The following is an 11,837-nucleotide window of genomic DNA, read 5'->3' on the forward strand; positions in this document are numbered from 1 at the left end:
CCGGTCCGGTCCGCCGGGCGGGCCCGGCGGACGTCGGGGTCAGCGCGGCGGCGAGGGCGCCGGACGGCACGAAGCCGGGGCCCCGGCCGGACGGCGGGGGCTTCCCCTCGACCCGCGGGGGAGCCCGGCCCTTGTGTCCCGTCACCTCCACGCCGAGGTTTACATCGATGAAATCCGCTCCCACGGAATCGTGACCGGCGGCGGGCGTGTCAAGGGAGCCGGGGCCCGGTCGCCGCCGGGCGGACCGTCAGTGCGCCGCGGAAATCCGTGTGCTGACGGAAGATCAGCCGTGCGCGAAGCCTGGACAGCCGTCGGGCGGCGTGTTGTCATTCCGCTGCACACCGGATTTCCAACGTTGGAATGAAGGGACGGCCGAGCCGACGGCCACCTCTGTTTCGTCCTGGCCCCATGCCCTCTGCGCGAGGAAAGGTTCGATGACAAGACAACTCACCCGCCCGGGATCCAGATCGTGGGCGCTGCTGACCGTGACCGCCGTGGCCCTGTCCACGGGCGCCCTGGCGCCCGCCGCGTCGGCCGCCGTACCGATCGCCGGAGTGTCCGCCGGCCCGACCGCCGCCGACGCCGATGTCGTGGTGCACGGCCTGAAGGGCGAGTACTTCAGCATGTCGGCACCGGGTGCCCGGGACTTCGCCGAACTCGGCGGCACCCTGCTGGAGCCGCAGATCAACTTCTCCGGACTGACCAGCACCTTCGAGGAGCTGACCGGGCGGACGGAGCACACCACCGCCCGCTGGACCGGACAGATCGAGGCACCGGAGACCGGTGAATACACCTTCCACGCCATCGGCGACAACGGCTTCCGGCTCTTCATCGACGACGAACCCGTCATCGACCACTGGGTGGGCGACTGGGACAAGGAGCAGACCAGCGCGGCGGTCAGGCTGACCGCCGGCGAGAAGCACGACTTCCGCATGGAGATGTTCCAGGACGTCGGCGGCGCCAACATGTTCCTGCGCTGGTCGACGCCGACGATGCCCAAGCAGCTCGTGCCGACGACGGCGTTCACCCCGCCCGCCGGTTTCGAGGTCTTCCCGGTGGAACCGACCGTCACCGAGAACGGGCGGCAACTGCGCGCCCGGTTCGAGGACCCGGTGGGCGACCTCGCCGAGGTGGCCGGCCACCTCAGGATCGAAGCCGACACGACCGCCATGCCCGTCGAGTCGGTGACGGCCGCCCCCGGTGACCCCGACTCCCTCCTGATCACGCTCTCCGAGCCGATCCAGAAGAACCAGCAGGTCCGGTTCACCTACGACGGTGAGGGCGGCCTCACGGCCGGCGGCAGGACCGTGCCCCGGATCGTCCGCTACGCCACGAACACGTCCACCCACCGCATCACCACTCCGTGGGGCGACGAGGTCGACACGGAGAACCCGCTGCCGGAGTACCCCCGCCCGCAGCAGGTCCGCTCGAAGTGGAAGAACCTCAACGGGCCCTGGCAGTTCAGCGGTGCCGAGGCCGGTGAGCAGCCGGTCTTCGGCAAGGACCTGGACGAGAAGATCATCGTGCCGTTCCCGGTCGAGTCGCAGCTCTCCGGACTCGAGCGGCACGAGGACCACATGTTCTACCGCAAGCTCGTGGACGTGCCGAGGAGCTGGAAGGTCGGCAAGAGCGGCAGTGCCAACCGGCTGAAGCTCAACTTCGGCGCCGTGGACTACCAGGCCACCGTCTGGGTCAACGGCAAGAAGGTCGCCGAACACACCGGCGGCTACAACGCCTTCAGCGCCGACATCACCGACGAGGTCAAGGGCCGGGGCAAGCAGGAGATCGTCGTCGCGGTCACCGACACCGGCGGCGCCGACCAGCCGACGGGCAAGCAGTCCACCAACCCCGGCGGCATCTTCTACACCCAGTCGTCCGGCATCTGGCAGACCGTCTGGATGGAGCCCGTCGCCGACACCTCCATTGACAACGTCGTCACCACGCCCGACATCGACACCGGCACCCTCGCGGTGACCGTCGAGTCCGCGGGCGCCTCCAGGCACGCCCGCGTCGAGGCCGTGGCCCGCGACGCCCGCGGCAAGGTCGTCGGCCGGGTCAGCGGACCGGCCAACAAGGAGCTCGGCCTGCGCGTGGCCGGGCAGCGCCTGTGGAGCCCGGACGACCCCTACCTCTACGACCTCGACGTCAAGCTGAAGGACGGCAGGTCCACCGACAAGGTCGGCAGTTACTTCGGGATGCGCGAGATCGGGATCGAGGAGGTCGGCGGTTACCCCAAGCTGGTCCTCAACGGGAAGCCGGTTTTCTCCCTCGCCACCCTCGACCAGGGCTTCTGGCCCGACGGCCTCTACACCGCGCCCAGCGACGACGCCCTGGCGTTCGACCTGAAGGCGCACAAGAAGCTCGGCTTCAACGCCGTACGCAAGCACATCAAGGTGGAGTCGCCCCGCTGGTTCCACCACGCGGACAAGCTCGGTCTGCTGGTCTGGCAGGACTTCGTCTCCGGGAACCTCACCGACGCCACCGGACAGAAGGCCTTCGTCGACCAGGGCCGCGAGATGATGCGCCAGCACCACAACGCGCCCTCCGTCATCGGCTGGATCGTCTTCAACGAGGGCTGGGGCGAGTGGAACCGCGAGGAGAGCGGCCGTATCGCCGAGTCGGTGAAGGCCGCCGACCCGTCCCGGATCGTCAACGCGCACAGCGGTGTCAACTGCTGCAACTCCAAGGGTGACTCGGGCAAGGGCGACATCATCGACCACCACGACTACAACAACGACGACGCGCCCTTCCCGGACCACCGGGCGGCCATGGACGGCGAGCACGGCGGCTTCACCCTGCGCACCCCGGGCCACATGTGGCCGGGCACGCCGACCGTGATCTACAGCGGTGTCACCGACAAGGAGGCACTGACCCGCAAGTACGTGGAGAACACCGAGAAGTTCTACCTCGACCAGGCCGGCGCCGAACTCTCCGGCTCGGTGTACACACAGATCACCGACCTGGAGAACGAGCTCAACGGCCTCTACACCTACGACCGCCGGGAGATCAAGGTCGACCCGGTCAGGGTGCGCGAGATCAACCGCGAGGTCATCGCGGCCGGCGCCGCGGCGGGCGACCGGGAACCCCTGAAGGGCGGCGGGTCCTGGGCCCTCGACGAGGGCACCGGCACCACCGCGAAGGACGACGGCCCGAACGACAGGCCCCTGACCCTGAGCGAGGGCACCACCTGGACCACCGGAGTCAGCGGCAGCGCGCTGAAGTTCGACGGCCGGGGACAGTACGCCCGGACCGAGGGCCCGGTGCTCGACACCACCGGCAGCTACACGGTCTCCGCCTGGGTCAGCCTCGACTCCCTTCCCGGCAACTACGCCACCGCCGTCAGCCAGGACGGACGGCGCCAGGCCAGCCCCTTCTACCTGCAGTACGGCCAGGGCGCGTTCGCCTTCAGCACGCCGGACGGGCAGCGCGCACGGCTGGAGACCACGCCGGAGACCGGCCGCTGGTACCACCTGGTCGGTGTGCGTGACGACGCGACCGACCAGATCAGGCTCTACGTCGACGGCAAGCCGGTGGCGACCTCCACCGCCGGCCCCGCCTACGTCGCCACCGGCCCCCTCGCCGTGGGCCGCGCCCAGTGGAACGGCGAGAACACCGACTTCTGGGACGGCGCGGTGGACCAGGTCCACGCCTACGACAAGGCGCTCACCGCCGAGGAGGTGAGCGCGCTCTACAACGGGGAGAAGCAGTAACGTCGTTGACGGCGGGGTGGTGCGGGCGCCCATGTGCGCCCGCACCACCCCGTCTCGCATGGCGTCAGGGGGCCCAGGGAGCCTCCACCGTCCAGGTGGTGTCCTCGGTGAAGAGGGCGGGGCTGTCCCACGTGTGGGTCCCGCCCGGGGTGGCCAGCCACAACTCGGCGCCGTGGTGGCGCAGATACTGCTCGGGGAAGTTGTAGGCGGACAGTCTCACCCCGCCGTTCGCGCCCCGGGCCGGGCAGAAGGTGGCGTCGGCACGGAACAGGTCGCCGCTGCCGCCCTCCTTGTACACGCGGTACTCGCGGTGGCGCAGATACTCGCCCGGGTAGTTCCGCGACTCGAACGAGTAGCAGGTGCTGTCGGCCAGGCCGGGCACGATCCGCCAGGTGGCGTCGTTCTTCAGCAGCGCGTCACTGCCGCCGGTCACGACCGCGGTGAACGCGGCGCCGTCCTGGTGCCGCACATAGCGGTCGGTGTAGCCCGGTGTCGTCACCCGCAGGGACTTGTACTGACCGGTGGGCAGGGTCACGGGCGCGGCCGGTGAGCGGGACGCGTCGATCAGGGCCCGGTTGGCGGCCCTGACCCCGGCCTCGTCGACCTTGACCACCTGACGGTCGTAGGTGAGCAGGCCGTTGGCCTCGTTCTCGACGTCGGTGATCTCGGTGTAGACCGAGGCGGACAGCCCTCGCGGCATGCGCACCTCACGGATGCCGTCCAGCAGGCCGACGAACCGGTTGTTCAGACGCGTGAGGTCCGGCTGGTCCTCGTAACTGAAGCCGCCGCCGGGGTACCACTCGTGGCCGGCCACCTTGAAGCCGAGTCCGCCGAACTCACCGAGGACCGCGGCGCGGGTGGCGCTGGGCACCGTGGTGCCGGGACCCACGTACACATGGTGGTCGACCACATCACCGTTGCCGCCGTCCACGGCCCCGCAGCAGTTGACCCCGCTCATGTTGTTCACCAGCCGGGACGGGTCGTACGCCTTGACCTCGTCGGCGATGCGCGCCTGGTCGTACTGGCCCCAGCCCTCGTTCTGGTTGACCCACATCACCAGCGACGGGGAGCTGCGGTGCTGGTCCACGACACGGTCGTACTCGGCCTCCCACTGGGTGCGTGCGGCGGCGTCGGGGGTGCGCAGGTCCATGGAGGGCATGTCCTGCCACACCAGCAGACCGAGCCGGTCGGCCCAGTAGAACCAGCGCTGCGGCTCGACCTTGATGTGCTTGCGCACCATGTTGAAGCCGAGGTCCTTGTGCTTCTGCAGGTCGTACCGGAGGGCTGCGTCGGTCGGCGCGGTGTAGATGCCGTCCGGCCAGTAACCCTGGTCCAGGGTGCCCGTCTGGAAGACGAACTCTCCGTTCAGCACCGGGCGCAGCAGCCCGTCGACGCGGGCGAGGCCGATGGAGCGCATGCCGGTGTAGCTGCCGACGGAGTCGACCGTCGTACCGCCGGAGAGCAGTTCCGCCCGCACGTCGTACAGGAAGGGATCGTCCGGGCTCCACCGGTGCGGGTTCGGGACCGGAACGGTGAACTCACCGCCGACCGGGCCGGTGGCGGTGCCGACCGTGGTGCCGCCGGTGGAGACGGTGACACGGGCCTGGTGGCCGTTGGTCCCGGCACCCCGCACGGTGATCTCGAGGCGGTTGTTGCTGAGGTCGGGCACCATGTCGAGGCGGGTGATGTGCGCGGACGCCGTGGGTTCGAGCCACACGGTCTGCCAGATGCCGGAGGCCGCGGTGTAGAAGATGCCACCACCCGGATGGGGCGTCACCTCGTTGATCCGCTGTTTGCCGACCGCCTGACTGCCGGTCTGTGTGGGGTCCCACACGGAGACGACGACGGTGTTCGTGCCGCCGTTCAGCAGGTCGGTGATGTCGTAGGAGAACGAGTCGTAGCCGCCGCTGTGGGTGGCGCCGGCCTGCCGGTCGTTGACCCACACGGTCGTACGCCAGTCACTGGCGCCGAAGTTGAGCTGGACGCGGCGTCCGTTCCAGTTCGACGGGACCGTGAAGGTGCGCTTGTACCAGAGCTTGTCGTTCCGGGTGATCCTGCGCTGGATGCCCGAGAGCGCGGACTCGGCCACGAAGGGCACCCGGATCCGCTCGTCGAACGAGGCGGGCCGGCCGGCGTCCGCCGAGGTGACGGCGAAGTCCCAGATGCCGTTGAGATTCGCCCAGTCGGGCCGGGTGAGCTGCGGACGCGGGTACTCGGGCAGCGGGTTGTCGACCGGGACCCGATCGGTCCACGGGGTGGTCATCGGCGCGGGCTTCGGGGTCCACGCCCGGGGCGCCGCCGCCGCGGTGCCGGAGACGGTGAGGGCCGTTCCGGCGAGCAGGGCCAGCACCGCCAGCAGGGCGGTGACCCGGTGCGCCCGCCGTCCGCGTCGGGGAACGGGAAACGGTGGTGCGGATGTTCGACGCATCGTCACTCCTCGGGAAGTGGGGGTGGGAGACGTGCGCGTGCGGAGGCGGCCGGTCGCGCGATGGAGCGTGACCGGCCGCCGGTACCGGACGCGGCGGCGGTGGCCTTCGGTGGCCCGCCGCCGCGTCCGGGGCCTCACATCAGTTGCCGTCGGCGGCCCAGCCAGGTCTGGGCGATGACGACGACGGCCAGGAAGGCGCCGCTGACGACCTGCTGGTAGGAGGAGTCCAGGGAGCCGACCTGGTTGATGACGTTCTGGATCACCCTGAGCAGCAGCACACCGACCAGCGAGCCGCTGACGTAGCCGAGCCCGCCGGTGAGCAGGGTGCCGCCGATGACGACGGCGGCGATGGCGTCCAGCTCCATGCCGTTGCCGAGGATGGTCACCCCGGAGGCGAGCCAGGCCGCGTTGAGCGCGCCGGCCAGTCCCGCCAGCACCCCGGACAGGGTGTAGACGAGGATCTTGGTACGGGCCACCGGGGCGCCCATCAGCGCCGCCGCGTCCTCGTTGCCGCCGACCGCGTACACATGCTGTCCGAAGCGCGTGCGGCGCAGCACGACGGCCCCGGCGACGAACAGCGCCAGCGTGATCCACACGGGATTGCCCAGACCGAAGGTCGTGCCCTGACCGAGTTCGGCCAGGAACGAGCCCTTCCCGATCAGGTACGTGTCGGCGCCCTCGTCGGTGAGCGCCAGCATCAGACCGCGCGCACCGAGCATGGCCGCCAGGGTGACGATGAACGGCGCGAGCCGGGAGCGGGCCACGAGCAGCCCGTTGACGACACCGATCGCCCCGCACACCACCAGCGGCAGCAGCAGCGCCACCAGGGTGCCGTGCCGGGATCCCCAGGCCGCCAGGACCCCGCCCAGCGCGAACAGCGAGCCGACCGACAGGTCGATGCCCCCGGTGATGATCACGAAGGTCATGCCGAGCGCGACGATCGCCAGGAAGGCCGAACTCGTCGCCATGTTGCCGACGTTGTCCCCGGTGGCGAAGGAGTCGAAGCTGAACGACGCCACCAGGGAGACGACCAGCAGCACCGCCAGCGCGCCGTGCTGCTGGACCAGCGCGCTCACCCGCTCGGAGCGTGCGGACCCCACGGGCTCGCCGGCCGCCGGCGGTTTCCCGTCGCCCGCCGCGGTCACCGGGGTGTCCGTCTTCGTGGCGGTCATCGCTTCCCCCGTCCCCGTGCCGCGTAGACCGCGCACACGATCACTATGGCCTGCGCGATCTGGGTCCACGAGGGCGGCAGATCGTGCTTGATGAGGGTGGCGGTGAGCAGCTGGATGAGGACGGCTCCCGCCACGGTGCCGGCGATGTTCACCCGGCCGCCGGTCAGCGGTGTCCCACCGACCACGACGGCGGTGATGGCGGACAGCTCCATCAGATTGCCCAGTGAGGTCGGGTCGCTGGCCTGGAGCCGCGCGGTGGCGAGGACGCCCGCCACCGCGGCGAGCAGCGCGCAGACGACGTACACCACGATCAGCACGCGGCGCACCGGCAACCCGGCGAGCTGCGCCGCGGGACGGCTGTCGCCGATGGCGAGGAGCTGCCGCCCGAAGGTGGTGCGGCGGACGACGAAGGCCACCAGCAGGGCCAGCACGGCGGCGATCAGGATCAGGTACGGGATGCCCAGCACGTCGCCCGACCCCAGGGAGGCCAGGGACGGGTTGCGCAGGTCCTCCAGCTGCGGCAGCAGCACCAGGGCGAGACCCCGGCCACCGACCATGAGCGCCAGCGTCGCCACGATCGGCTGCACCCCGACGAACGCGACCAGCACCCCGTTGGCCAGTCCGACGCCCGCGGCGAACACCGCCACCACGAGCAGCGCCGGCACGAGTCCGTAGCCGAGGTAGAGGGCCGTCACGGAGGCCGCCAGCGCCATCACGGCACCGACCGAGAGGTCGACGCCCTCGGTGCCGATGACCAGGGCCATGCCCAGCGCCACGATGATGACGGGGGCGACCTGCACGGCCTGGGTGCGGAAGTTCTCCGCGGACAGGAAGTGCGGGGTGATGACGATGTTGACGACCAGCAGCAGTGCCACGCCGGCGTAGACGCCGTACGTCTGCAGCCACTGCAGGACGCGGGCCTTGTCCAGCGGGGCGGTCCTGAGGGCGGCTTCAGCCATCGGTGACCGCCTCCTCGACCGCGTCCCGGTCCGGGGCGTGCCCGGCGATGGTCCGCATCAGCTTGTCCTCGGTGACCTCGTCGCCGGTCAGTTCGCCGACGACCGCACCGTCCTTCAGTACGACCACGCGGTCGGACCCTTCGATCAGTTCCTCCAGGTCGGAGGAGATGAGCAGGACGCCCAGGCCGTCCGCGGCCAGTTCGTCCACGAGTTTCTGCACCTCGGCCTTGGCCCCGACGTCGATGCCCCGGGTGGGCTCGTCCAGCAGCAGGACCTTGGGGTTCATCGCCAGCCAGCGGGCGAGCAGCACCTTCTGCTGGTTGCCGCCGGAGAGTTCACCGACCTTCTGCCGCGGCGAGGACGCCTTGATCCGCAGCCGCTCGATGAAGGTGTCCACGATGCTGTCGACGCGTGCCTCGGAGACCAGGCCGAAGCGGGAGAGCCGGGGCAGGACGGCCAGCGAGATGTTCTCGCGGACCGACAGACCGGGCACGATGCCCTCGCTCTTGCGGTCCTCCGGCAGCAGACTGATGCCCGCCCGGATCGCCGCGGGGGTGGAGCCGCCGCGCAACGGAACCCCGGCCACCGTCACACTGCCCGAACTCGTGCCCAGGGCACCGGAGATCGCCTTCGCGGTCTCGGTGCGTCCGGAGCCGAGCAGCCCGCCGAGACCGACGACCTCGCCGGGACGGATGCTCACCGACACCTCGTTCAGCCTGTGCGGGACCGTCAGTTCGCGGGCCTCCAGCACGGGTCGGCCGTCCGTGGCGTGATGGTCGCCGGTGAACTTCGTCAGGCCCTCCTGGCGGACCTCGCCCAGCTCCCGGCCCAGCATGGTCGACACCAGGGAGAGCCGGTCGAGGTCGGCGAGGCGCCCGTGGTGCACGCGACGGCCGTCGCGCAGCACGGTCACCGTGTCGCACACGGCGTACAGCTCGTCGAGACGGTGGCTGACGTAGACGACGGCGATGCCCTCGTCGCGCAGCCGGCGGATGACCGAGAACAGCGTCTCGACCTCCCGCGGCTCCAGCGACGAGGTCGGCTCGTCCATGATGACGATCCGGGCCTCGCTCGCCACGGCACGCGCCAGGGCGACCATCTGCTGCGCGCCGACACCGAGGGTGCGCAACGGCCGGCGGACGTCCACCCGGACGCCGTGGGCGCTCAGCGCCTCCTCGGCCTCCCGGTTCATGCGGGCGAAGTCCAGCAGGCCGAGACGGGTGCGTGGTTCGCGGCCCAGGAAGAGGTTGCGGGCCACGCTCAGCAGCGGGATGAGGTTGACCTCTTGGTAGATGGTCGAGATCCCGGCCTTCTGGGCCTCCAGCGGCGTGGCGAAGGAGACTTCACGGCCCTGGAAAACGATGTCACCGGCGTCGGGCCGGTAGACCCCGGTGAGGAGCTTGATGAGGGTCGACTTGCCGGCGCCGTTCTCGCCGATCAGGGCGTGGACCTCACCGGGGTGCAGGGTCAGGTCCACGTCGTCCAGGGCCCGGACGCCGGGGAAGGACTTGCTCAGTCCGCGGACGGCGAGGACTTCGGCGGGGGGAGCCACCTGTGCCTCCAGGAAGAAAGTGGTGACGGACGGACAGGGGTCCGGAGACCGGGCCCCGCGACGGGATCAGTAGGCCCTGCCGAGGTCCTGCTCGGCGTTGTCGGCGTTGTAGGCGCTGTCCTGGATCACGATGTCCTGGGGGACTTCCTCGCCCTGGGTGAAGGTGTCCAGCGTCTGGAACGCCAGCGGGCCGAACCTCGGGTTGGACTCGACGACGCCGCTGATCCAGCCGTCGACGACGCCCTGGACGGCGTTGCGCGTACCGTCGACCGTGATGATCTTGACGTCGCCGGCCTTCTTGCCGGCGCCCTTCAGCGCGGCGACCGCGCCCAGGCCCATCTCGTCGTTCTCCGCGTAGACGCCCTTGATGCCGGGGTTGGACTGGATGAGCTGCTCGGTGACCTGCTGGCCCTTCTCACGGGTGAAGTCACCGGTCTGCTCGAACACGACCTTCAGGCCGGGGGCCTTCTCGGCGACGCGCTCCTTGAAGCCCTTGGTGCGCTCGGTGGTGACGTTGTTCCCGGCCGAGCCCAGCAGGATGGCGACCTCGCCCTTGCCGCCGGTGGCCTCGATCATCTGGTCGGCGGCGCGGCGGCCCTGCTCGACGAAGTCCGAGGCGATGAAGGAGACGTAGTCCTTGCACGCCGTGGCGTTGATCTTGCGGTCGATGGTGACGATCGGGACCTTCTTCGCGGCGGCGGCCTGCAGCACCGGGTCCCAGCCGTCGGAGTTGAGCGGGGCGATCACCAGCAGGTCGACGCCCTTGGTGAGCAGGGTCTGGACGTCGCTGATCTGCTTGGAGAACTGCGACTGGGCGTTGGCGGTGAGCAGCTTGACGCCCCTCTTGGCCGCCTCGTCCTTGATGGACTGCGTCTCCGCGATGCGGAACGGGTTGGCCTCCTTCTCCGACTGGGAGAAGCCGACCGTGGCGTCCTTCAGGTCGATCTTCTCGCCGCCGTAGGCGTCGAGGGTGCAGGTCTCGCTGCCGGGCTTCGGCGTGGCGACCTTCTGCTCGGCGCCGGCGGCGGTCGCCGGGGACTTCTTGCTGTCCGACGCGTCGTCCTCCGACTTGGCGCAGGAGGTGACGGTCAGGGCCACGGCGGCGGCCAAGGCCACGACCACGGGACGGGCGAGAAGGTGGGAACGGTGAGTGGTGCGCTGCATGGTGACCCCGATCCGGGTGACGCTGGAAGGGAACTGGGGAGCCGAAGGACGCGCAGATGTGGTGCTGCTCCCCCTGTGCGAAGCGGCGTCCGGTGCGCCGCAAGGAGGTTTTACATCGTTGGAAGGATGCTGTAAACCCCTTGCGCACAAGGTGCGAAGCCAACGGAGCGAGCCGGACGGCGGCCCACTCCCGCGCCGCTCGGGCCCCACCCGCCCCGGCAAGCGCTTGCCCCGTGCGCGGTGAAGTGCCGTCGGCGTAGGGCGTGTACGGGGAGACCGGGCTTCGCCTCGAGCCTGCCAAGCACCGTCGGTGCACGGTGCGTGTGCCGGGGGAGACCGGGCTCGGGCCGCGTGTCAACGAGGCGCTGTCGGCGTACGGCATGTGTGCCGGGGGAGGCCGGGCCCCGGTTCCGCCGCGTCCATGAGGCACCGTCGGTGTGCGGCACGTGCACCGGGGCGGACCGGCCTCCCGCCTCGGCGGTCCAGTGGTGGACCCGGTCCACCGAACCAGCGGTACCGGTCGCCGTCTTGAGCGCTCACGCGGACGACGAAGGGCTCCCCGTCAACCGCGGGGAGTCGTGCCTCCCCCAGAGCCCGAAAGAGCCTGGGAGGTACCCCCGGGCGGCACGGGCGGGCGGTGGGGGTTCCCCGCTCATGGGGGGTCCCCCCGCTCGAGCGAAGCCGAGAGTGGGGGAGGAGCCGAGAGTGGGGGAGGAGGCACCCCGTGAACGCCGGGCCGCGCAACCCTCCCCACGCCCACCGAGGGCACCCGGCCGGCGCCGACCCGCGCACCCCGGCGTGTCGGCCGCTCGGGGGCGCGCAGGGCCGCGTCGGCTCCGCGGGCGTGTCCCG

6 protein-coding genes are annotated in these 11,837 nt (G+C 70.5%); 1 reads left to right on the forward strand and 5 read right to left on the reverse strand.

The features are described 5' to 3' along the window. Positions 1-434: 434 nt before the first annotated feature. Positions 435-3,710 carry a LamG-like jellyroll fold domain-containing protein gene (locus B7767_RS19405; protein ID WP_085573289.1) on the forward strand — a complete coding sequence of 1,092 codons (3,276 nt, stop codon included), beginning with the start codon at positions 435-437 and terminating at the stop codon, positions 3,708-3,710. A gap of 64 nt (positions 3,711-3,774) precedes the next feature. Here the strand turns inward: B7767_RS19405 and B7767_RS19410 are convergent, their stop codons facing one another. From B7767_RS19410 to B7767_RS19430, 5 genes are all read right to left on the reverse strand, one after another. Continuing rightward, positions 3,775-6,138: an AbfB domain-containing protein gene (locus tag B7767_RS19410; RefSeq protein ID WP_085573290.1), complete on the reverse strand. Its 2,364-nt coding sequence runs from the start codon at positions 6,136-6,138 to the stop codon at positions 3,775-3,777. Between the two features lie 134 nt (positions 6,139-6,272). Next, entirely contained in the window at positions 6,273-7,310 is a 1,038-nt protein-coding gene (locus B7767_RS19415; RefSeq protein WP_085573291.1) for an ABC transporter permease, read from the reverse strand. Then, the gene (locus tag B7767_RS19420; RefSeq protein ID WP_085573292.1) at positions 7,307-8,269 is read right to left on the reverse strand and encodes an ABC transporter permease; all 963 of its coding nucleotides are present in this window, start codon (positions 8,267-8,269) and stop codon (positions 7,307-7,309) included. Before B7767_RS19420 ends, B7767_RS19415 begins: the two co-directional genes overlap by 4 nt. Beyond that, a complete protein-coding gene (locus B7767_RS19425) occupies positions 8,262-9,821 on the reverse strand; it encodes a sugar ABC transporter ATP-binding protein (RefSeq protein ID WP_085573293.1) in 1,560 nt (519 codons plus the stop codon). Before B7767_RS19425 ends, B7767_RS19420 begins: the two co-directional genes overlap by 8 nt. Positions 9,822-9,887: 66 nt before the next feature. Next, entirely contained in the window at positions 9,888-10,985 is a 1,098-nt protein-coding gene (locus B7767_RS19430; RefSeq protein WP_085573294.1) for an ABC transporter substrate-binding protein, read from the reverse strand. Positions 10,986-11,837: the final 852 nt, after the last annotated feature.

This window comes from Streptomyces sp. 13-12-16, assembly GCF_002114215.1.
Taxonomy (GTDB): Bacteria; Actinomycetota; Actinomycetes; order Streptomycetales; family Streptomycetaceae; genus Streptomyces.

What these genes read in the sequence shown, in the direction of transcription:
- B7767_RS19405 (WP_085573289.1), top strand. Translation starts at nt 435, where the DNA reads ATGACAAGACAACTCACCCGCCCGGGATCCAGATCGTGGGCGCTGCTG.
- B7767_RS19410 (WP_085573290.1), bottom strand. Translation starts at nt 6,138, where the DNA reads ATGCGTCGAACATCCGCACCACCGTTTCCCGTTCCCCGACGCGGACGG.
- B7767_RS19415 (WP_085573291.1), bottom strand. Translation starts at nt 7,310, where the DNA reads ATGACCGCCACGAAGACGGACACCCCGGTGACCGCGGCGGGCGACGGG.
- B7767_RS19420 (WP_085573292.1), bottom strand. Translation starts at nt 8,269, where the DNA reads ATGGCTGAAGCCGCCCTCAGGACCGCCCCGCTGGACAAGGCCCGCGTC.
- B7767_RS19430 (WP_085573294.1), bottom strand. Translation starts at nt 10,985, where the DNA reads ATGCAGCGCACCACTCACCGTTCCCACCTTCTCGCCCGTCCCGTGGTC.